The sequence below is a fragment of the Psychrobacillus sp. NPDC093180 genome (genome assembly GCF_044754065.1).
GTDB lineage: Bacteria > Bacillota > Bacilli > Bacillales_A > Planococcaceae > Psychrobacillus.
The window spans coordinates 156,890-179,074 of sequence record NZ_JBIVOJ010000004.1 but is presented as its reverse complement, the minus strand read 5'-3'; the positions used below and the strand labels follow the sequence as shown (position 1 = coordinate 179,074).

Here is a 22,185-nt window from a genome sequence, read left to right as displayed (position 1 = left end):
ATTGTAGACAAAAGGAGGTAGCCTATAATGACTGAAGTAATGAATACTGTCATTCGTCATTTTATCAATATACCCATTATGTTCATATCTTGGTTTTTATTCTTTTTTACTTTCGATATTGGATACTTTATCAGCTCCGCTCTTGCGCTCGGAGTGTACTTCGTATCGAATTTTACTATTAAAAAGCTACAACATCGAAGAATTATGAAGAAACATCAGCTTACTCATTCTGAGTATTTCCATATACAACAACAACTCAAAGAAGCAAAAGCAAAAATCCGTACGCTAAATAGCCATTATTTAAAAGTACGTTCCTTTAGCTCATTTAAACAATTATTTGATATGAATAGATTAGCAAAAAGAATTATTGCCTTAGTAAAAGAAAATCCACGTAAGTTTTACCAAGTAGAAAAGTTTTTCTATGCACACTTAGATTCAGCTGTAGAGCTCACTTCAAAATATACACTTTTAGTGTCACAGCCGATGAAAAACCATGATTTAAAAATTGCTTTAGCGGATACTCGTGAAACATTGGAATCGATGAATTCCATTATGGAGGACGATCTAAAAGATGTACTAGCTTCCGATATTGAACACCTAAAAATGGAACTAGATTTCGCTAAACTATCCGTACGTAAAAAGGAACAACCTTTATATTTAGAAGGAGAATCAGAAAATGAGCGAACAACGAGCAAATACTAGTGATGATTTATTAATGGATGAATTATTAGCCAGCCCATTTGAAATAAACACGGCGAAACCACAAGCCGTAACTACAGCGGATGAGTCAGCAGCACCTACAAAACTAATTGATCGGCTGTCTGAAGCGGAGCAACAAAAAGCAAAGCAATTGGCAAACCAAATACCTGCTGGTAATTACGAAGCAATTCTAACATATGGTGCGAACGCACAAACTGAACTTTCTCGATTCTCTCATCAAATGTTAGATCATGTACAGAAAAAAGATATCGGTCCTATTGGTGATATTTTAGGTGACCTGATGAACAAGCTTTCAGATATCAATCCGGAAGAATTAACAACACAAAAAAAATCAGGGATCAAACGATTATTTAACCGAGTAAACCGTTCTGTTCAAGAAATGATGACCAAATACCAAAAACTAAGCACTCAAATTGATCGGATCGGCATTCAACTAGAACATTCAAAACGTGGACTTGTAGAAGACGTGCATATGTTAGATAAATTGTACGATCAAAACAAAACCTATTTCCAAGCACTAAATGTATATATTGCTGCTGCGGAAATAAAGAAAGAAGAAATTCTGAATGTCACAATTCCTGAGTTGCGACGCAAGGCGGAAGAATCGAATGACCAAATGGCTTATCAAGAAGTCAATGATATGGCGCAATTTGTCGACCGTTTAGAAAAACGCATGTACGATTTACAATTATCTCGCCAAATTACGATTCAAAGCGCACCGCAAATACGTATGATTCAACAAACCAATCAAACATTAGCAGAAAAAATTCAATCTTCCATCATGACTTCTATCCCACTTTGGAAAAACCAAATTGCGATTGCATTAACATTAAATCGTCAGCAAAAAGCAGTGGAAGCTCAAAAACAAGTAACAAAAACAACCAATGATTTACTTCTGAAAAATTCAGAAATGCTAAAAGTGAATAGCATTGAAACAGCTAAAGAAAATGAACGTGGTATCGTGGAAATAGAGACATTAAAGAAAACGCAAGAAAACCTACTGCAAACAATCGAAGAAACAATGCGTATACAAGCAGATGGTCGAGTTAAACGAAAAGCGGCTGAAATTGAAATCGGGCGCATGGAAGAGGAATTAAAACAACGTCTTCTATTAATTGCTGACCAATCCAAAAACCGTCCTTCTTAACGAAGGACGGTTTTTTAAGTGCTTTTTACAACATGATGAAGCATTTTACGAAGTAACCTTAAAGTCTCATCCGAAAACTTTTCTAACGATGCTGCAGCAGCTGTTTTCTTTCCAAATATTAGTCGGTACAAATCTAATTGCTCTTCTGTTGCTTCCCTATCATTCAAGAACAAATGAAGAACCGATATATGTTTACGCTCAAGCTCTACTACAGCCTCTGCAGTATCCATAATCCCATTTTGCGCATAACCAAATGCAGAGGGTTCACCGTCTGAAAAGACGAGCAAAAATTTATGTGCTTCTACCCGACTCTCTAATCTTTTTCCCATCCATCTAATTGCAAAACCATCCCGATTGTCTTCATGAGCTTCCATAGACAAAATGCTCGTACCGCTATCTTTTCCACCGTCTTCGAGCTTATGAATCCATTCAAATGTATTTGGCTGCGTTGTTTCCGAAGCTTCAAATGCGTCTTCGTAATGCAGTACAATTTCATGCGAAATTTTTAACTGTCTAAGTACATCATGAAACAGGAGAACTGCTTTTTTTGTTTCATCCAGTTTATCTTGCATGGATGCAGATCCGTCAACTAGCAGGCCAAAAACTGCGTTTAAATGCGTACTTGGCGCATTCTTTTTATAAAAGGGTTTTGGTCGTTCTTCTGTCCAAAGTGGCGTTAGGTTGGACGACAACCTTCCTTTAGACAGATTTAACCGTTTGTCTACCTTTTTTTGTTCCATTCGTTTCTTCATTTCCTGCACGAAGGCTCTTACAAAAGGAGCTTGCTCTTGCCGATATGCTTGAAGTAACACTTTGTTTTCGCCAGTAGCTGTCCCTTCTATTCGTTTTTCTTCATATTCAACGTGAAGATGTTCTTTTCCAAAGGATTTTCCTGCTTTTTTCTTGTCACTGGATTTTTCTTCTTTATATTCCGTATCTACATGTTCTCTGCTATCGCCAGATGACCTACCTTGTCCAATTTGCGTAATTTCATGACCCTCACGCCCTTCTTGTGCAGCGATATTTTGATCCGCTTTCCCGTCTCTACCATGCTCGAGTTCATATTGCAGATGTACTCCATCTTCTTGTTCATTTTCACGATGCCAGGATCGAAAAATTTCTTCTATCGTTTCTTTACTACTTTCTTCTCCAACGGTAGTGTCTTTCGTGCCTTGATGATAATGAAAATCCACGCTAGATAGGTTGGATGCAGAAAGAATCGCATAATATTCGTGTAGAGAATCTTCTTTTATATACTCTTGCACCAAATAATACAACTGATAGACGAGATCAATAGAGTCCTGTGTATGCACGCTTTCATAAGCTTTCTGAATAATACTATTTGCTAACTGAAAATTTTCTGGACCTTTAACGTGCATAGTCCCTTCATGCAAACCAATATAAACATAGCTAATAAATGCATCAGCGAAAAATCCCTTCTGACTATTTACGAGTAATTGTTGTTTATGAAATGCTAAATAGGTTTGTATTCTGGAACGGAAGATCTTAACCGTACCTACTCTTTCTTTCTGAATCATCTCCATTAACCGAAACTCTTCTAAGCAAAATAATAGTTGGTCTAACAGTTTAGTAAAATGATTCGGCTTTTCCTTCAAAAATTCCATCCATGCTTGAACGTTGAAATGCTTCCAAAACCCTTCTGCTAACAAATAAATATCGGATAATCTACCTACATGCATAATTGTATCTTCGCGGTGCCTCCAAAATACGCTGAGCGAAATTGTTTGATCAGCAGGTTGAAATTCAATAAGCTTTCGTTCATTGACAAGGATATTCGTGTTTTTAGATAATGCTTTTGCCATATTTTCATAGTGCATTAATTTTCGAGCATCGATCGTTTCATTATTAAATTGGATAAAACGATTTACAGAAGTCATTTATATCCCTCACTTTATCCAGGAAGAAGCTAATTCCAATACAAGATCCTTCTCTTGCTCATCCTCTAATTTCTCTGCTATTGCATAGGTAATCGCCCTCATCGGTTCCATATACTGGGCAAGTTCCGTTGCATCAAGCAAACTACGAATAGAGGCGGCTTCTTCTGAAAGTAGTCCTTGTTTTACTTGTTCCATTAAATCCTCTGCTAAATTTAACATAACAGTTATTAACTGCTTAGGAGCTGTTGGAAAAGTTTCGTTCCAAAGATTCGAAAGTAATTCTCCTGAAATATATGGAACAGAAAAAGATACAAAACGGTTTTTTAACGCTTCATTCATCGGCGTTGTCCCTATATACCCTTCATTAATGGCAGCAATGACTGAAAAGTCTGGATGTGCTTGAATCACTTCTCCAGTGAAAGGATTTGTAAGCATTCTTCTATAATCCAATACGCTATGTAAAATTGGTAGTGTCTCCGCTTTTGCCATATTAATCTCATCTATATATAAAATATGTCCCTTCTTCATCGCTTCAATGACAGGACCTTCCACAAACTCAATAGCATTTGTTCCCTCTTTTAATACAATTGTTTTAAATCCTAGTAGTGCCTCAGCATCTAAGTCAACCGAGCAATTAATGCTCTGGACTGGTTGATGGAAATAGTGAGATACTGTTTCGGCGAGTTTTGTTTTTCCAGCTCCTGTAGGTCCCTTTAATAGGACAGGCTTTTTCAATGAAATAGCAATGAGTACGTCATTGAATAAATTATTATTCGGCGATAAATATCCGCCTTTCCCTATCAGCTGACTATCTTCTTGACTATGTATTCTATTTAAACGAATTTGTTGTTCGGTAATTATTAACTCTGTCATAGTTTGGTGGTCTCCTTATGAAAAAAATCCGATGAATGTTCATCGGATTTTTTCCCGCATGGTTCAACTAACAATCAGTGTATAAGTTCTCACACTGATTGAAGTTTCACTTTATTGAAAATATTCTTTGTAAAAGCCGCCGACTTTTCCAGTATTGTCGACAACAAATAGAAACTCATCTGTTTCATTTTTCACTTCATATGTTTTTCCGACAGTTAGTACATTGCTTACTAAGAATTTTTTTGCATCAGTCGAAACACATGTCACGGTTTTGATCGTTGGCTTTGTAGTCCAGCTTGTATGTATCATGTTATCCACTTCCTTTTATTATAGTATACGAAAGTATACTTTATAATTCAATCTGTTAGCTGTTATTATTGCTTTTCAATAAAGAAAAGTTTGAGCAGCTTCTTTATAATGAAAAACCTGCTCAAACTTACTAAATAAAACTATACATTTATTTCTTCTTTGACATTCTTTGACAATAAAGAAGCTGCTAATTGCTCTATAATTAAATCATCTGGCGGAGGATTAAAAGCTGCACATTGTACATCTCTGAACAGTCTTTCTAACTTATTACCTTTTGCAATACTCCTCCCGCCAACAATCCGCATCGCTTTTGCAACTATTTCCACGGCATTGTTGCAAATTACGTGTTTGGCCATATTCACATCATTTGCGAGCTCATTTTTTAATGATGAATCTTGTTCAAATCTACTGGCTATCGAATACAATAGATGACGGGCTGTTTGGTATAATAACTCTATTTCTCCAAGCTTTTGTCGAATATGCGCTGCTTCAGAAATATAGTCTTGCAAACTATGTGAATACGTATTTTTGGCGAAATCTACTGCATAATCCCTTGGCGCTCCAGCTATACCTAAATACACGGCAGGAATTTCTAGTGAATATACCCGTCCATCTGCTAGAAATCGATTAGGTTTAGATGCATCCAGTTTAGCTAATAGGTCTGACTCAGGGACGAATACATTGTGTAAAATAATATCATGACTTCCTGTCGCTCGCATGCCTAATGCATTCCATGTATTAATTACTTCTACTTGCTCATTTTTGGTTATTAAAAACTCTGCAGTTACATCCTCTTCTGCAATATAAGCTGTAATAGAAAAATGGTTTAAGATTGGAGCCAATGAAGCAAATGCCTTTTCCCCCGTTATAATATAACCACCTTTAGTTTTGCGAGCAATTGTACCTGGTTTTCCACCTCTTGATAAGTTTCCTTTTCCTCGCTCCGTACTAAGGATATTTATCAGAGAACCGTTTTCCACTGCAGCATGACAAATTCTTTCAAATGCTTCTTCTGGCCAGGATAATGTTTCACGGACATTTAAAAAGGTTAACAAGTGCCAACCTACTGAAAGTGCTGTAGATGCATCAGCTTTTCCCATCTGTTCCTGTATTAGTAGCATCTCATATAAAGAGATTTCATCCCCACCGTACTTTCTAGGAACAGTTAGTTTAAAAAACCCTTTTCTTTCAAGCAAATCAAAATGCTCAAACGGAAATTCGCCAAGCTCATCATACTTTGCGGCAGTTTTATCTATTTCTGCCGCCAACCGCTTGGCATAGTCGACAAGTTCCGCTTCTCGTTTATTTCGAACGAATAAATCATCGCTAAATCTTGTCATTGCTTCACCTTTTCCCTAGCAAAGCGATTCACCGGTTTTCTTAAACCCAGATGATCTCTTAATGTTTCCCCCTCATAATCCACCCGATATATTCCTCTTTGCTGTAAAATAGGAACTACTTTTTCAACGAAGTCTTCTAAATCACGTGGCAATAAAGGGAATTGAATCATAAAACCATCTGCCGCTTTTTCAATAAACCATTTTTCCATTTCATCTGCTACTTGTTCAGCTGTTCCAACGAAGCCATCTCGTTTTCCTGCACCAAATAATCTCCCATACAATTCTCCAACCTTTAAATTTTCTTCCTTAATAATTTTCATGAACTCATTTACCTGACTTTGAATACTATTTGACTTAGGAAACTCCACTTCAATAGCTGGAGTATCTAAACTGTATTTTGAAAAATCTACATTCCCCATATAACCAGATACAAATTTCAGTCCTTCAAATGGATCTATTAAATTTTGAAGCTCTGTATACTTCGCAATAGCTTCTGCTTCTGTATCTCCAATAATGGGGGAAATACCTTGCAAAATAAGTAAATCATCTTCGGAACGATGAAACTCATTTAATTGTCCCTTTAATCTTCTATAATGCGTTTTCCCTACTTCTAAATTGTCCCAATGTACAAAAACTACTTCAGCTGTTCGAGCGGCTAGACGTTGACCTGGCTTTGAAGCACCTGCTTGCACGATAACAGGCTGACCTTGCTTAGAACGTGCAATATTTAACGGACCTTTTACTGAGAAATGTTCTCCCTTGTAATTAATTTCATGTACCTTTTCACGATCGTAAAATTGACCTGTTTCTTTGTTGTAAACAAAAGCATCGTCTTCCCAAGAATCCCATAAACCTTTTACTACATCTATAAACTCTTCCGCTCTTTCATAGCGATGATCATGTTCCCAATGTTTCTTGCGGCTAAAATTTTGGGCCGTTTCCCCTGTTGCATCCGCCGTTGTTACAAGATTCCAAGCTGCACGACCACCACTTATATGATCTACGGAAGAAACTTGACGGGCTAATACATACGGTTCGCTATAAGTAGTCGATGCAGTTGCACCTAATCCAATTTTCTCTGTAGCTGCTGCAAGTGCCGTAATTTGAATGATCGGATCTAAGCGATTTAATATTTGCGGATGCGAATCATGGTTGATAGCCAAACTATCCGCTACAAATGCAATATCAAACTTGCCTCGTTCTGCCGTTTTCGCTAGATTCTGAAGTTGTTTAATATCAATGCTTGCATTAGGATTTGAACTAGGATGTTTCCAAGATGCAACATGCATCCCAGTACCTATTAAATAAGCTGCTAATTTAATTTGACGTTTCCCAACCATTTTGAACTCTCCTTCATTCTTCTATTTTGATAGATATGCATCTTTCCAATTTTTGATTTCTTCCTCTGTTAATACTACGGGAATATAATTTCCATTATAGGTTTCCGTTATGAAACTCGCAGTTTCGGGAGATTGATATATTTTCACAATTTCTTTTAGCTTTTCATTATCAGCATCATCAGACCGTGCGACAATCACATTCACAAAAGGAATCGCTGTTTTGCTTTCATGTAGTAGGGCGTCTTTTAGTAGAAGTCCTGCCTCTACTGCTACACCATTATTAATAATTGCTGCTGCTGTATCTTCCATTACTCGTGGAGTCGTAGCTCCATCGACTGGTACAATCTCAAGGTTTTTAGGATTGTCTTTAATACGATCCGCTCCACCATTTCCATCAAAATCATCTGTAACTGTTAAAAAACCAGCTTCTTGAAGTAACATTAAAGCTCTTCCCCAGTTTGAAGGATCATTTGGGACGGCAATTTGAGCACCATCTGGAATCTCTTCTAACGATTTATATTGATTTGAATATAAGCCGATCGGTGCCATAATAGTGCTTCCAATAGCTTGAAGATCTGTTTTCTGATTTTCATTAAATAAATTTAAGTATGCCAAATGTTGAAATGCATTAATCTCTACTTCTTCTTCAGCCAAAGCTTGGTTAGGATCATATTGGGCATTAAAGTTTACTAACTCAAGCTCGATTCCCTTGTCAGCAGCTTTTTCTTTTATATATTCCCACGTTTTTAACTCGGAACTACGAATCCCAACTTTTATCACACTATCTTCTTCCTTATTTCCGCATGCTGCTAATAACAGACTTATTATTAAAACAAATGCTAAACTCCATTTTTTCATAACTATTTACCTTCTCTTCTATATATTTTTCTCCTGCCTTAACGGATAATAATATCCTCATTTCTCCATTTCGAGAAAAACACTGAAAGATAGTTAGAGGATAAACTGCCCGTAAAGGTCCGATTGGTTCGACTAACATTCAAGTAGGAGGAGGCAGGGTCCCCTACTTGAATGAAGTTTTACTTTATCCAACTCGTCTAAGTTTTCGTTCGAATACATTTCCGATACTTTGAATTAATTGAACGATTGCCAATAAAATTATTACAGTTACTAGAATTGTGACATTATCAAACCGCTGATATCCATAAGTTATTGCCACATCTCCTAGTCCACCGCCCCCTACTGCACCGGCCATAGCGGTAGCTCCAATCAAACCTATCGTTGCTGTTGTAACACTAAGTATAAGAGAGGGAAATGCCTCTGGAAGTAAAAACTTCCCTATAATTTGAAATGGAGTGGCACCCATTGCTTTCGCCGCTTCAATAATCCCTTCATCTACTTCCAGTAATGAGTTTTCGATTAATCGCGAAATATAAGGTCCAACATGTAACACAAGTGGTACAATTGCTGCGCTTGTTCCTATGGATGTTCCGACGATCAATCGAGTAAATGGAATAATGGCTACAAGTAAAATAATAAATGGAATAGAGCGGAAAATATTCACTATTGGATTTACAATGGAAAATATAAATTTATTTTCTAAAATATGTCCCTTCCTTGTAACAACTAATGTAACACCTAATATAAATCCTAATATTGCTCCAAAAAATAGTGAAATACTAACCATGTACAACGTTTCCCAAATCGCTTCGATCAAAATTTGTCTGTTTACTTCCATGTCCTTTAACCTCCTTTACATTTACTGTGTCACTTTGAATAAAGTTAATTGTTTTTTGTACTTCTTTCGAATCACCGATTACTTCAACAATCAAATTTCCAAATGGGATACTTTGCAGTTCTGTAATACTGCCAAAAAGAATATTCAAATCTACATTGAATTTTTTAGCAACCTGAGAAATAATTGGTTGACCAGAGCTCACACCTACAAAATCGACTTTTAATATATGACTCCTTCCATTATGAACTTCCATTAAACGATAAACGGATTGTGGTATTTCATCATGTACAACAGAACTTACAAAATTCCGCGCGGTTTCTGTTTGTGGATTTGAAAAGACATCCAGTATATTACCCGATTCAATTACTCGGCCGTTTTCCATCACCGCAATTCGATTACATATTTCTTTTATCACTTCCATTTCATGCGTAATGATGAGTATCGTAATTTTATATTCTTCATTCACTCGTCTTAAAAGCTGCAAAATAGATTTTGTTGTTTGCGGATCCAAGGCGGATGTCGCTTCATCGCAAAGTAATATGGAGGGTTTGGTTACGAGTGCTCGAGCTATCCCAACCCTTTGCTTTTGTCCTCCTGAAAGCTGATCTGGATAACTTTTTATCTTATCCTCTAAGCCAACAAATTGGAGTACTTCCAATACTCTTTGCTCTACTTCTTTTTTCGTATGTTTACTTAATAGAAGAGGCATTGCCACATTCTCATATACTGTTTTCGAATTTAATAGATTAAAATGTTGAAATATCATCCCAATATTTTTCATTTTTCTTTTCTTCTCTCAGTTCTTTTTTAGAAACTTTTTGTAAGTTCTTCCCTTCAATCAAAACTTCTCCTGACGTCGGTGTTTCTAATAGATTTACCGTTCGAATTAATGTGCTCTTACCAGCTCCACTAAATCCAATTACTCCAAATATATCGCCTTTATGAACAGTCAACTCTACATTTTCAAGTGCAGTAATCGTTCGTTTTCCTGAGACGAATGTTTTAGATACTTTGCGAAATTCAATCATTCAGTTTCCTCCTTACATTGAAATGCTATAGTTTGCAATATTACTCGTACGTCTCTACTAATTTCCTTTCTCTTCTCTTCGTTCAAATCAGAAGATAATAGTGTGGGATTATCCGCAAATTCAGAAGACGTTGTTTCTGAATGATGTTAAAATGCTGGTACAACAGCCCCTTCATATTTCTCTAAAATGAATTCTCTTACTTTTTCCGTTGTTAACGCTGCAGCAATTTTTTGTATAGCTTCGTCATTTTGATTGTCCTTTCTAGAAACTAAAATATTCACATATGGAGATTCATTTCCTTCGATGATTAGTGCATCTTCTAATGGTTTGAACCCTCCCTCTAATGCATAGTTTGTATTAATAGCTGCAATGTCAACGTCATCCAACGCTCTTACTAGTAATGGTCCATCAATATCAACAAACTCTAAGTTCTTTTCATTTTTTGTAATATCTTGAACTGTGTACGAACCTTCCACATCCGTAGCAAGCTCAATTATTCCATTTTCCGCAAATAAGAGTAATGCTCTGGAAAAGTTAACCGGGTCGTTTGGTACAGCGACTTTTGCCCCTTCATCTAATTGAGTGATATCATCAATTTTCTTGGAGTAAACACCGAAAGGTTCTATATGAACTCCTTGTACGTTTACAAGATCAATACCACTATCCTTATTGACTTGCTCTAAAAATGGTGTGTGTTGAAAGAAGTTTGCATCTAAGTCACCATCAGCGGTTGATTGGTTCGTTTGTATACCATCTTGTGTGATAATAATATCTAACTCAATTCCCTCTGCTTTTAAATCATCTGAAATATGTTGCAAAATCTCTGCATGAGGAGTTGTTGAAGCACTGATTTTAACCTTTGTTAGTTCTTCATTACTTTTCGTATCACCTTTTACACTAGAAGTAACTTCCTCACTAGAACCACAAGCCGCTAAAAGCAAGACAAACAAAGATAAAATTGACCATGCCATCCATTTTTTCATCCAAACTCTCTCCTTTTCTTTATCTTATTAATTTGATTAAACTTATTAATATACTTGGTATTAAGTCATTAAAAAAACCCCTTTCAGATTATGAGAACTGAAGAGGTACATTAGAAAATCTAACCTCTTCTCATCTTTCGAATTTAATCGGTGGATTTAGCACAGTTTTGCAGTTGCAATCTGTTGCTGAAGCTTCGCAGGGCCATTCCCTCAGCTTCTCTTGATAAGAAGAATTTCATATGAAATTTTATTTAACTATACATAACACAATATTATAAGTCAATACTTTTTATTCAAAAAATAAAATATTAGGAATATTTAATGTTTGTGGAGTGGAATCATAAATATATAGAGACACAGAACAAAAGCACTAAAGCACCTATCTTTGGCGTGCTTTATCAAATGTGAACAATGATTGGAATGACACACATAATAGAGAAAATGCGTCTTAGGGAGATACAGAAATAGCAATTGATTTCCGCTCCAGGCAGATGCGTAGTGGCGGTGAAAGCTCATCGCTAACCCTGGGGAAAGCTTCCGCCCTGAAGCGAAAAACCTACTGGACACTTAACAGCACATTCTTATGACGCATTATCCCTTTATAACATACAAGGTGAAAATCTCCATAACTAATGTTACTAGAAAAATGTTACCCATGTATCTAAATTTTTGTAGTTTCCCAAGTAGTAAAAAAAGTGCAGATACTCACATAATGAGTATCTGCACTATTCACATTTTATGAATTTAACATTAAATCTTCCGGGTTTTCAAGAAGCTCTTTTACCATTTTTAAGAATCCAACTGAGTCTTTTCCATCGATTACACGGTGATCATAAGATAATGCTACATACATCATCGGACGAATTTGCACTTCATCACCAACAGCGATTGGACGCTTTTGAATTGTGTGCATTCCTAGGATACCAACCTGTGTTCCGTTTAGAATCGGTGTAGAAAGTAGTGATCCGAATACGCCACCGTTTGTAATTGTAAATGATCCGCCTGCCATATCAGAAAGCGCTAATTTGTTATCACGAGCCTTTTTAGCAAGTTCTCCAATATTTCCTTCGATTTCAGCAAAGTTTTTACGATCAGCATCACGAACGATCGGCACTACTAAACCGCCTTCTGTTGATACAGCGATCCCGATATCGTAGAAGTTGTTTTTCACAATATCTGTTCCATCAATTTGTGAATTTACATAAGGATATTTCTTAAGAGCAGCAACTACAGCTTTTGTAAAGAATGACATAAATCCAAGACGCACATCGTTTTGCTCAAAGAATTGGTCTTTCTTGCGTGAACGTAAAGCCATTACATTAGTCATATCGATTTCATTGAAAGTTGTAAGCATTGCCGTGTTTTGTTTTACTTCTAGTAAACGAGAAGCAATTGTTTGACGACGACGAGACATTTTCTCGCGAGTAGTACGGCCATCGTCTTCTTTTGGTGCAGTAGCTGCAGGCGCCGGTGCTGCTTTTGGTGCTGGTGCAGAACCATGTGCTGCAACGTCTTGTACACGAACACGTCCCATTGGATCAACTGGTGAAATTTCACTTAAGTTAATACCTTTCTCACGAGCTAGTTTACGAGCTGCTGGGCTTGCAATTGTGCGATCCTGCTCAGATGAAGTTTCTTCTACTACAGGAGCTGCTGCCGCTTGAGGTGCCGCCGCCGGTGTAGCTTCTGCCTCTGGTGCTTTTGGTGCAGCTGCTGCTGCTCCTGAACCTGCTCCAACTACAGCAATTACTTGACCTACTTGAACTGTATCACCTTCAGCAGCAAGTAACTCACTAACAACTCCAGCTTCCTCTGAAATTACTTCGACATTAACTTTATCTGTTTCAAGCTCAACGATGAACTCACCTTTTTCTACTGTATCACCCGGTTGTTTTAACCATTGCGCAATAGTACCTTCTGTAATCGATTCTGCTAATTCTGGAACAATAATTTCTGCCACTTGAATTTCCTCCTCTGACTATCCTAGCTTCTCTTATAAACTTTTTAATGCTTCATCAATGATTCGTGCTTGTTCTACCTTGTAAGTATCTCCATCGCCTTCAGCTGGACTGGAACGATGTACACGACCTACATATGTGATCTCTTTGCCATCCGCAATTTCCAGTAAATATGGAAGTGCGAAATTCCATGAACCCATGTTTTCAGGCTCTTCTTGTGCCCAAGCAAGCTGTTTCACATTCGGATAACGTTCGACAATTGCTTGAATCTTTTCTTTAGGGAATGGGTAAAGCTGTTCTACACGTACAATGTGTAAGTGATCGTAACCTTCTCCATCTTTTACTTTGTCTGCTAAATCGATTGCCAATTTACCACTTGCAAAGATGATTTTCTCTACTGTTTTAGCGTCTTTACCAAGACCTGGTTGTTCCATTACTGTTTCAAATTGACCAGCAGTTAGTTCGGCAACATCTGCCCCAACTAGTGGATGACGTAACAGCGATTTTGGAGACACAATGATTAAAGGACGAATTGCATCCTCTTTTAACATTTTAGCTTGTCTGCGTAAAATATGGAAATAGTTTGCCGCACTTGAAAGATTAGCTACCGTCCAGTTATTTTCAGCAGCTAACTGTAAATAACGTTCTAGACGCGCGCTTGAATGCTCTGCCCCTTGACCCTCAGCAGCATGAGGTAATAACATAACAAGACCTGATTTTAATCCCCATTTGGATCTTGCAGCACTTATAAAGTTATCGAACATAACTTGCGCCATATTCGCAAAATCTCCATATTGAGCTTCCCAAATAGATAAGGAGTTTGGATCCTCTAAATTGTATCCGAATTCATAACCTAGAATAGCAGCTTCTGTTAATGGACTGTTATGAACAACAAAAGAAGCTTTTGCGTCACTAATGGCATGAATTGGCGTTAATTCTGCACCAGTTTTTTCATCGTGTAGCACTAAGTGTCTATGTGAGAAAGTACCACGCTGAGCATCTTGGCCAGTTAAACGAATGGAGTTTCCATCTTGCAAAATCGTAGCAAAGGCAAGCGTTTCTGCATGACCCCAGTCAATCTTCCCTTTACCTTTAAATGGCTCTTCACGACGTTTTAAAATTTTTGCTAATTTTTTAAATGCTGTAAACTCGGCAGGCCAAGTAAGAAGCTCTTCATTTATTTTTGCAAGCTTGCTTTCTTCTACCCCAGTTTGCAGTTCCGGCATTCCATTTAAAACTACTTCTGGGATAACGATATCATGAGCAGTAGTTGGAGGAAGCTCTTTTACACGGTCATAAGCCGCTTGCATTCCACTGAAAATCGATTCATCTAAAGTTTTTACATCAGCTGTTTCGATTAACTTTTCCTCTACTAGTTGTTGTCCATAAAGTTCTCTAACTGTTGGATGCTTATGAACTTTATGGTACATAGTTGGGTTCGTTACTAGTGGTTCATCCATTTCGTTATGTCCATAACGACGGTAACCTAATAGATCAATCACAATGTCTTTTTCAAATTTTTGGCGATACTCATGCGCAATTTCTGCCACAGCAAGAACTGCCTCTGGATCATCTGCATTTACGTGTATAATAGGTACTTCATATCCTTTAGCTGGATCCGAAGAATAATGTGTTGAACGTGAATCATAATGTTCCGTCGTAAATCCAATCATATTATTTGCAATAATATGGATAGATCCTCCTGTTTGGAAACCACGTATACGGCTATAGTTCAATACTTCTGTTACAACACCTTGACCTGGAAAAGCTGCATCCCCGTGTACTAATATAGCGAATGCTGCGTTTTTATCTTGTACAGGATACCCTGCTTCATCTGTTTTTTCTTGTGCTGCACGCGTTTGGCCCGTAACAACCGGACTAACAACCTCTAAGTGAGATGGATTATATGCTAATTTTAATGTTAAACCAGATGGTGAACGGTATGCAGCACCCTTGTGGTACTTTACGTCCCCATACCAACCTTCAGACATTTCTAGTGATCCATCTTTCGGTAAAAATGATTCGCTTGGAACATGCGCAAATTCCGCAAACATCATCTCATATGGTTTTTGTAATACATGTGTTAATACATTTAATCTACCTCGGTGCGCCATACCGATATTTACTTGTTTTGTATTAGTTTTGTTTGATTGGCGTACTAATTCATCCATTAGTACAACTAATGTATCTAATCCTTCAATTGAAAAACGTTTCGCACCGACAAATGTGCGGTGGATAAATTTTTCAAAACCTTCTATTTGCGTCAAACGTTTTAGTAATGCTTTTTTGTCATCTGCTGAAAGTTTTTCTAGCACAGCACCTTTTTCAATCTTTTCTTGCAACCATATTTTTTCTTCTCTGTTTACAATATGTGCAATTTCAAAAGCAATTTTATTTGTATAGGCTGCTTTTAAATGTTCAATTGCTTGTAAACCATTTGTAATACTATTTGGAGCATTCGTTATTAAAAATGAAACTGGAACTTCACGTAAATCTTGATCCGTTAAACCGTATGTTTTCGGATCGATTTTAGAATCTTCTTTTGGACCATCATTTAATGGATAAATATCCGCTGTTAAATGTCCATTTGCCCTAATAGCATCCGCAAGTTCTATAGCGCGAATAATTTTTTCGAAATTAGTTGGCTCTACAGCAGATGTGTCCACATTAGTAATGGAAGTTGGTGCGATTTTAGGTGCACCATACTGTTGAAATAAGCTAACTAGTTCGCTATCCACTTCGTCTGGAGACTGTAAAAATAAATCATACTGCTCCATCACATAACCAAGGTTAGGACCAGAAAAAGCTGACCAAGGTGTTTGATTGTTCGACATTTAGAAAAACCTCCAACATTTTGTGCCTTTAGGCATTGATGAAAAAAACACATAAATTAATTAAGTAGAATAAATTGGAATGTAAAGATTTTGTGAACAACACAAAATGTACACATTTATAGTTTACCACTCTTTCAAAAGGACTGAAAGTATAGATTGAAAGAACAATTTTTCCATATCCATCTTACTACTCTAGAAAAAAAATACAATGCTTTTTTTCAAATTATATAAGAATTTAAATAATATTTGAATTAGAGATAATTGGATTATTCCTCTTTTGTCATTTTAGAGAAAATAATGTTAAATTTTGTACCTTTATTTTCTATACTCTCCACATAAATATTCCCGTTATATTCCGTTACTAATCGTTTTACGATACTTAGCCCTAAACCAGAACCACCTTTTGTTTTTGTTCTTGCTTCATCGACAACAAAAAAACGATCAAATATTTTAGGAAGTATTTCATTTGGAATACCTATCCCATTATCTATAATAGAAAGCAACGTTTGCTTATCGTCCGTTGCCACTTTTACAATAATTTCTGGCTGATTTATATTGTATTTAATGGCATTGTCGATTAGGTTGCCTATTATCTGTTCTAAAACAGTAGCAGGTATGTTAAGTACTTCCGTTTTATCTCCTACAAACTTTATCCTTACAGCTGGTGCTAAAATCCGATATTTTTGCTCCAAATCGTATACGATTGTAGAAATAATTGTTTTTACTCGATCATTGGATTGCTCCCTTTTCGCAAGCTTAAGCATTTCTTCAATTAGTAATTTCATCTTTTGCACTTCAGTTAAGGAGATTTGCAACGAATCATCTAACACTTCTCTGTCTTCTTTCCCCCAACGGTTTAATAAAGACAAGTGCCCCTCTACAACTTGGATAGGCGTACGAAGCTCATGTGAGACGTTATGAATAAACTCATCTTGCCTCGTGATCGTTTCTGAAACTTCATTCATCAGTTGCTGATAAATCGTTAATAGCTCTCCAATCTCATCATTGGTTGCGTATTGAAAATGAACTTCTTTTGAAAATTTCGATCGTTTAGCTTCTTGCATCTCATCGCGAAGCTCTTTTAAAGGTCTTAATAAAATCGAAGATAAGGAATAACCGATTAAGGCGGAAAGCACAAGGGCAATGATCGTGAAAATAACCATTGCTATCAGTATATAGCGCATTAATTGTGAAAAACTTTCTAGACTATGAGAAATTTCTACATAGCCTTTAAACAAGCCAAAATCAATTTCCGCTCCCTTATAAAGCAACAGTTGGCCATCTAACTTATCTTGTTGAAAGTCTGCTGTTAAAGTCTGTGAAAAGCTTGGAAATGGACTTGCATCATTTATACGCAACACTTCTATTCCATCTGCGTTTAATATACGAACGGACTGCTTTTGGTTTACCAGTTGATTAAGCAGTGTTTTATTGCGTTGGATGTCTTGAATCGAAATAATGGGTCCTTTAGACTCAAAAAAGTGTACTACTTCTTGCAATGTGTTTTGTGCAAGCTTCTCTTCTGAAAGGAGCAACCAATTATACAGGGAGAAAAATAGAATGACGCACATCATGAAGAAACTGATAAAAATCGAAAGACCAGACGCATATGTCCATTTTTTTTGTAACGTCCATTGCTTCATGTGCGCATCACATATCCAACCCCTCGAACTGTTTCAATAAGAGAAGCGATTTCTTCAGGCAATTTTCTTCTCAAATGTCGTATATACACATCAACGACATTCGTTTCAACTTCTGTTTCATAGCCCCAAACTTTTTCTAATATAATATCTCGAGTTAATACGATATTATTATTTTCCATGAAATAGACAAGCAAATCATACTCCGTCTTCGTTAGCAAGATTTCTTTATCTAGATAGAATACTTGATGTGCTTTTTGATCAATTGTTAAATGATTAATCTTCAAGTCAACGATTGCCGTTTGCGGACGTTCTACTCTTCTTAAAATGGCACGTATCCGAGCTAGTAATTCTTCAATCGCAAAGGGCTTCACAACATAATCATCAGCCCCTGCCTCTAATCCCGATACCCGGTCTATTATGGCATCTCTTGCCGTTATTAAAATTATAGGTGTTTCTTTTTTCTTCCGAATCCTACGACAAATTTCTAAGCCATTTAAATTGGGCAGCATAACGTCTATTAACATCAAATCATAATCATTAGCTAATGCTAGCTCTGCTCCTTCTCTACCATCATTAGAAACCGTCACAAGGAAATTTTCATGTTTTAGTTCTAGTTCAACAAATTTAGCGATATTTATCTCGTCTTCTATAAGTAAAATATGCCGCTGCAATATAGACAAATCCTTTCAAAAATGCCGTTCATGCTATGGATGAACGGCACTAGAATATACGAAATTATTTTTTCCAAGTTTTTTTGCCTCATACAATGCCACGTCTGCATTTATTAATAGCTCATTTACAGTATGCCCATCATGCGGAAAAATGGAAACGCCAATCGAGATCGTCGGCGAAAAATAAATGGTATCAATCGACCAACCTTTTTTAAATGTATGTTGTATAGATTGTATGATTGTTTCAAGCATAACACTTTGCTTATCTATATAATCATTGATTTGATCAATTACAATGACAAATTCATCTCCACCAAAACGGTATATTTTATACTGTTGTAGTACACCTTGCTCTAAATTTTCTGCAAAATGTTTTAAAAAACGATCTCCCATATCATGCCCAAACTGATCGTTAACTTCTTTAAAATTATCACCGTCTATATATAGCAAGGCTATATTTGTATTAGTTTTAGATGCAAATTGAATAGCTTCTGGCATTTTTTCATAGAACATACGTCTATTTGGTAAACCTGTCAAACTATCATGGAATGCCAAAAATTTCAGTTGTTCCTCTAATGCCCGTTTTTCCGTAATCTCTCTAGATACAAAAACATACCACTTTTGTTCTTCATCATAAACTGTACTTTGTACAGTCGTAATGGTTGTATCTGTCCATATAGTGGACTCATCTTTTGTTTTTATCAGAAGCTCCGTGCGGATTTTGTTATTATTATTATTTTGCATCAGAGTCGTTTTCAAATTTTCTATTAGATAAGAAGATTCGTTCGCGATTATATTCAAATAATACGTTCCAAGCAATTCTTCTTTTTCATAATTTAATATAGTTTCATGACTTGGAGAGGAATAAAGTAAATAGCCATCCTCATCTGTAATAGCGATTAGATCATTGGAATGTTCTGTTATTAATTTAAAAGAACGTTCAATATTACGTAGTTCCGTCATCATTTGTTTCTTTTCTGTGTTGTCAAATTGAATCGTCAAATATTTCTCGATAATTCCGTTTTCATTGGTGATTGGTATAATCGTTGCATCTACCCAGTAGAAGGAACCATATTTTGTTCGATTACGGATTTGACCTGTCCAAATCTCTCCTTTTTGGATGGTTTCCCACATCTGCTTAAAATAACTATCTTCATGATAGTTTGAATTTATCATCCAAAATGATTTTCCAATTAGCTCTTCTTTTTGAAACTTGCTAGTTGACTCAAATAATTCATTTACCATTTCAATGATCCCTTTTTCATTCGTCATTGCGACAAGGGCTGCATCATTTACTCCTTTACGATAACTCTCTAATATATAAGTAGACTCTTGCAATTCTTTTGTTTTAATCACTTCTCTTGTTGTTGCTAGAATATATACATTGTCTCCATCAATAATGGGAATTGCCAACGTTTCGTTTACAAATGTTGCCCCTTTTATACAGTGATGATCTTGATAAGAAATAGAGTGTTTAAGCGTACACGCTCGATTGTAATGATAGATAATCGTTTTACAATGAAAATCATCGAAGCATTGCTCTAATCGTCTGCCCTGTGGGTTCTCGTTAAAGATTTCCTTTGCTTTTTTATTGATATATTCATAGATAAAAGTATTTCCTTCTTTACGCATGAAAAACACATATTCGTCTACTAAATCATATAATAAATGGAATTGTTTTTGCGTAATAATTGGGTAAGACATTTTCTTAAACAAACTCCTATCACTTTCTGTCCTTATATTCTATAATCATATGTATTTAGTGTTCAACATACAAGTAATTTAGTTTATATTCTTTACGAACATTTAATAAAATTGACACGATTTAACACTATGCAAAATCGCAAAAACAAAGTATATTATTAATGCAAATAATTTTATAAGGCAAAGTTCGCTTTGCCGAGGGAAGGCAAATGGTGCGCCACCAGTTTTGAGCTGGTCCTAGTAGGTTCGATTCCTACCCCGAAATTTTTTATGCAATTCGAAATGAAAAATTTCAGGGACCTAGGATGACTATGCTCATTTATTGGTTTCTTTAGGGGGCGCTTTTTTTGATAAAAAAACGAGATCTGCATGAATGTACTTCTCTATATGAACTTATGTCTGATCCAACTGTACTGCCTTATGTACGCCATAAAGCATACTCAGCAGATGAATATTGGTTTTTAACGAAACAATTGATGGAAGAAGAGGAATCTGGAACGGTCATCACTCGTACGATTGTAAGTGATTACGGTCAACCAATTGGTACGATCAATTTGTTCGATATTGAAGATGGAGCTGGATTTTTGGGTACATGGATCGGTACTCAATTTCAAGGGCTTGGCTACAATAAGAAAGCAAAAGAACAATTTTTAGAAGAATTATTTTTTGAGCTAGATATTCATACAGTATTTTTACGTATTCGTAAAACGAATCCAAAGAGCATTCGTGCTGCGGAAAAACTGCCATATACGATTAAAGCAAACGAATCACATCCTTCTATTTATGCAGAGATTAACAAAAAACAAGAAGTTTATGATTTGTACTATATTCCAAAAGACTTGTTCCACTTAGTGATGATGCAACAAAATAACGAAGAAGAACAAGCGATGTAATGTATAACTTTTGCCAGATATTTTATGATTTAAGATAAATAAATATGTAAGCAGCATCTCTATTTTGGAGATGCTGCTTTTGTGTGAGTTTCTTACTTAAGTACTGATGAATATCCGAACATTTTTTCTATAACAATTGTTAGTATAAATCACATAATCAATAAATGAACTCCGATTAGGTTACCCTATATCGGAGCTCATTAAGATGTTTACTTTTTATGATGACTTTGATTTTTCTTTGTTGTCGCTTTATCCGCACGATTGAATTCCTTTTGATAGATAACTTCTTGCATAGAGCTCAACCCATTATTTTTCATGGTGAACTGTTCATGTGGTTCTTTACGACTCTTCATTCGGAACACTCCTTTCGTTTTATCCTTATCAGTTTTTCCTTAGTACTCATGGATATTCTATTTTTAATAATTAATAAAAAAGATTTCATGTATTTTTGGTATGCCGCACATAATAGGAAAACTGCGATGTAAGAAATTTTATTAGGTGACCACTAGGATTTTGGCACGGCGGCGCTTCGCTTTCCGCGTGCTCGCGACAAGTCGCTTCGTCGCGAGCGTCTGCAGGATTTTGTTTTTCTCGCTTTCCCGCAGAGTCTCGCGCCGATGGACTAAATCCCTCAAATTATGTAGTTGCAGAATAAGTATCTCCAGAAAATGGATAAGGGCAACCAAAAAGCAGTGAAAGCAACCAGTCCTATCCTGAGAGTAACCAAACGACTGTTGAGAGCAACTAGAGGCAGTCTGAAAGCAACCAAATTACCTCTGAGAGCAACCAATTATTCATAGAACAAGTTTACTTGGAGTGAGACGCCGATAATAATGGCGCATTATTGAGGATTGCTTTACAAAAAGCATCGACTTTGACGGCTTTGTCGCGTTCAGCCGGTATTTTGTCGTGTTCAGGGGCTAATTTATCGCAGTCACAGTGGATATTGTCGCAGTCCACCATTTATTGGATTTACCCAGTTGAGAAGCTGTTTAATAGTTGGTTTTTTGCAAGTCGATACCTGAATAAACAAGCAGTTATTATTGATTTTTACTGCAGGCGTCGACTCCTGCCGGATGAGGGAGCAAAATGAGACATTCCAACGACGCCCAAAGCGGAGGGAATGGCTCATCGCTCACCCGGCGGAA

At 36.5% G+C, this 22,185-nt stretch carries 17 protein-coding genes, 1 pseudogene and 1 riboswitch; of the genes and pseudogenes, 3 read left to right on the top strand and 15 right to left on the bottom strand.

Translation table 11 applies throughout. The annotated features are described in order from the left end of the window. The first annotated feature begins 27 nt into the window (after nt 1-27). Nucleotides 28-702: a 5-bromo-4-chloroindolyl phosphate hydrolysis family protein gene (locus ACIP9W_RS07985; RefSeq protein WP_400787971.1), complete on the top strand. Its 675-nt coding sequence runs from the start codon at nt 28-30 to the stop codon at nt 700-702. Continuing rightward, the gene (locus ACIP9W_RS07980; protein ID WP_400787970.1) at nt 677-1,867 is read left to right on the top strand and encodes a toxic anion resistance protein; all 1,191 of its coding nucleotides are present in this window, start codon (nt 677-679) and stop codon (nt 1,865-1,867) included. Before ACIP9W_RS07985 ends, ACIP9W_RS07980 begins: the two co-directional genes overlap by 26 nt. 14 nt (nt 1,868-1,881) lie before the next feature. Here ACIP9W_RS07980 and ACIP9W_RS07975 read toward each other — a convergent pair whose 3' ends face one another. From ACIP9W_RS07975 to ACIP9W_RS07910, 14 genes and pseudogenes are all read right to left on the bottom strand, one after another. After that, nucleotides 1,882-3,765 (bottom strand): vWA domain-containing protein, encoded by a 1,884-nt coding sequence (locus ACIP9W_RS07975; protein ID WP_400787969.1) that lies wholly within the window; start codon nt 3,763-3,765, stop codon nt 1,882-1,884. A 9-nt stretch (nt 3,766-3,774) separates the two neighbouring features. Further along, complete coding sequence (locus tag ACIP9W_RS07970) at nt 3,775-4,638, bottom strand: ATP-binding protein (protein ID WP_400787968.1); 864 nt, start codon at nt 4,636-4,638, stop codon at nt 3,775-3,777. 111 nt (nt 4,639-4,749) lie between these two features. Next, nucleotides 4,750-4,947, bottom strand: a complete 198-nt coding sequence (locus tag ACIP9W_RS07965) for a DUF6501 family protein (RefSeq protein WP_400787967.1) — start codon at nt 4,945-4,947, stop codon at nt 4,750-4,752. A 140-nt stretch (nt 4,948-5,087) separates the two neighbouring features. After that, entirely contained in the window at nt 5,088-6,287 is a 1,200-nt protein-coding gene (locus ACIP9W_RS07960) for an acyl-CoA dehydrogenase family protein (RefSeq protein ID WP_400787965.1), read from the bottom strand. Beyond that, entirely contained in the window at nt 6,284-7,627 is a 1,344-nt protein-coding gene (locus ACIP9W_RS07955) for an LLM class flavin-dependent oxidoreductase (RefSeq protein WP_400787963.1), read from the bottom strand. The genes ACIP9W_RS07960 and ACIP9W_RS07955 overlap by 4 nt, the downstream gene beginning before the upstream one ends. 21 nt (nt 7,628-7,648) lie before the next feature. After that, nucleotides 7,649-8,485, bottom strand: a complete 837-nt coding sequence (locus ACIP9W_RS07950) for a MetQ/NlpA family ABC transporter substrate-binding protein (RefSeq protein ID WP_400787961.1) — start codon at nt 8,483-8,485, stop codon at nt 7,649-7,651. Nucleotides 8,486-8,669: 184 nt separating this feature from the next. Then, a complete protein-coding gene (locus ACIP9W_RS07945; protein WP_400787959.1) occupies nt 8,670-9,323 on the bottom strand; it encodes a methionine ABC transporter permease in 654 nt (217 codons plus the stop codon). Next, a pseudogene (locus ACIP9W_RS07940) lies at nt 9,265-10,351 on the bottom strand (methionine ABC transporter ATP-binding protein). Before ACIP9W_RS07940 ends, ACIP9W_RS07945 begins: the two are co-directional and overlap by 59 nt. 146 nt (nt 10,352-10,497) lie before the next feature. After that, complete coding sequence (locus tag ACIP9W_RS07935; RefSeq protein ID WP_400787957.1) at nt 10,498-11,334, bottom strand: MetQ/NlpA family ABC transporter substrate-binding protein; 837 nt, start codon at nt 11,332-11,334, stop codon at nt 10,498-10,500. A gap of 127 nt (nt 11,335-11,461) precedes the next feature. Further along, nucleotides 11,462-11,564: riboswitch (SAM riboswitch) on the bottom strand. A 506-nt stretch (nt 11,565-12,070) separates the two neighbouring features. Further along, the gene (gene odhB / locus ACIP9W_RS07930) at nt 12,071-13,294 is read right to left on the bottom strand and encodes a 2-oxoglutarate dehydrogenase complex dihydrolipoyllysine-residue succinyltransferase (protein ID WP_400787954.1); all 1,224 of its coding nucleotides are present in this window, start codon (nt 13,292-13,294) and stop codon (nt 12,071-12,073) included. Between the two features lie 33 nt (nt 13,295-13,327). Continuing rightward, a complete protein-coding gene (locus ACIP9W_RS07925; protein WP_400787952.1) occupies nt 13,328-16,126 on the bottom strand; it encodes a 2-oxoglutarate dehydrogenase E1 component in 2,799 nt (932 codons plus the stop codon). A gap of 266 nt (nt 16,127-16,392) precedes the next feature. Continuing rightward, nucleotides 16,393-17,769: a sensor histidine kinase gene (locus ACIP9W_RS07920; protein ID WP_400787949.1), complete on the bottom strand. Its 1,377-nt coding sequence runs from the start codon at nt 17,767-17,769 to the stop codon at nt 16,393-16,395. After that, nucleotides 17,766-18,440: a response regulator transcription factor gene (locus ACIP9W_RS07915; RefSeq protein ID WP_400787946.1), complete on the bottom strand. Its 675-nt coding sequence runs from the start codon at nt 18,438-18,440 to the stop codon at nt 17,766-17,768. Before ACIP9W_RS07915 ends, ACIP9W_RS07920 begins: the two co-directional genes overlap by 4 nt. Nucleotides 18,441-18,473: 33 nt before the next feature. Then, nucleotides 18,474-20,144, bottom strand: a complete 1,671-nt coding sequence (locus tag ACIP9W_RS07910; protein WP_400787945.1) for a sensor domain-containing protein — start codon at nt 20,142-20,144, stop codon at nt 18,474-18,476. Between the two features lie 347 nt (nt 20,145-20,491). Between ACIP9W_RS07910 and ACIP9W_RS07905 the strand changes: the two genes are divergently transcribed. Beyond that, the gene (locus tag ACIP9W_RS07905; RefSeq protein ID WP_400787943.1) at nt 20,492-21,037 is read left to right on the top strand and encodes a GNAT family N-acetyltransferase; all 546 of its coding nucleotides are present in this window, start codon (nt 20,492-20,494) and stop codon (nt 21,035-21,037) included. A gap of 209 nt (nt 21,038-21,246) precedes the next feature. Here the strand turns inward: ACIP9W_RS07905 and ACIP9W_RS07900 are convergent, their stop codons facing one another. Then, nucleotides 21,247-21,390: a YfhE family protein gene (locus ACIP9W_RS07900; RefSeq protein ID WP_400787941.1), complete on the bottom strand. Its 144-nt coding sequence runs from the start codon at nt 21,388-21,390 to the stop codon at nt 21,247-21,249. Between the last annotated feature and the right edge of the window lie 795 nt (nt 21,391-22,185).

Excerpts from the sequence above, each read along its gene's own strand:
- ACIP9W_RS07970 (WP_400787968.1), bottom strand. The coding sequence starts at position 4,638 with ATGACAGAGTTAATAATTACCGAACAACAAATTCGTTTAAATAGAATA.
- ACIP9W_RS07920 (WP_400787949.1), bottom strand. The coding sequence starts at position 17,769 with ATGAAGCAATGGACGTTACAAAAAAAATGGACATATGCGTCTGGTCTT.
- ACIP9W_RS07950 (WP_400787961.1), bottom strand. The coding sequence starts at position 8,485 with ATGAAAAAATGGAGTTTAGCATTTGTTTTAATAATAAGTCTGTTATTA.
- ACIP9W_RS07985 (WP_400787971.1), top strand. The coding sequence starts at position 28 with ATGACTGAAGTAATGAATACTGTCATTCGTCATTTTATCAATATACCC.
- ACIP9W_RS07980 (WP_400787970.1), top strand. The coding sequence starts at position 677 with ATGAGCGAACAACGAGCAAATACTAGTGATGATTTATTAATGGATGAA.
- ACIP9W_RS07960 (WP_400787965.1), bottom strand. The coding sequence starts at position 6,287 with ATGACAAGATTTAGCGATGATTTATTCGTTCGAAATAAACGAGAAGCG.
- ACIP9W_RS07975 (WP_400787969.1), bottom strand. The coding sequence starts at position 3,765 with ATGACTTCTGTAAATCGTTTTATCCAATTTAATAATGAAACGATCGAT.
- ACIP9W_RS07945 (WP_400787959.1), bottom strand. The coding sequence starts at position 9,323 with ATGGAAGTAAACAGACAAATTTTGATCGAAGCGATTTGGGAAACGTTG.
- ACIP9W_RS07925 (WP_400787952.1), bottom strand. The coding sequence starts at position 16,126 with ATGTCGAACAATCAAACACCTTGGTCAGCTTTTTCTGGTCCTAACCTT.
- ACIP9W_RS07900 (WP_400787941.1), bottom strand. The coding sequence starts at position 21,390 with ATGAAGAGTCGTAAAGAACCACATGAACAGTTCACCATGAAAAATAAT.
- ACIP9W_RS07935 (WP_400787957.1), bottom strand. The coding sequence starts at position 11,334 with ATGAAAAAATGGATGGCATGGTCAATTTTATCTTTGTTTGTCTTGCTT.
- ACIP9W_RS07965 (WP_400787967.1), bottom strand. The coding sequence starts at position 4,947 with ATGATACATACAAGCTGGACTACAAAGCCAACGATCAAAACCGTGACA.
- ACIP9W_RS07955 (WP_400787963.1), bottom strand. The coding sequence starts at position 7,627 with ATGGTTGGGAAACGTCAAATTAAATTAGCAGCTTATTTAATAGGTACT.
- ACIP9W_RS07910 (WP_400787945.1), bottom strand. The coding sequence starts at position 20,144 with ATGTCTTACCCAATTATTACGCAAAAACAATTCCATTTATTATATGAT.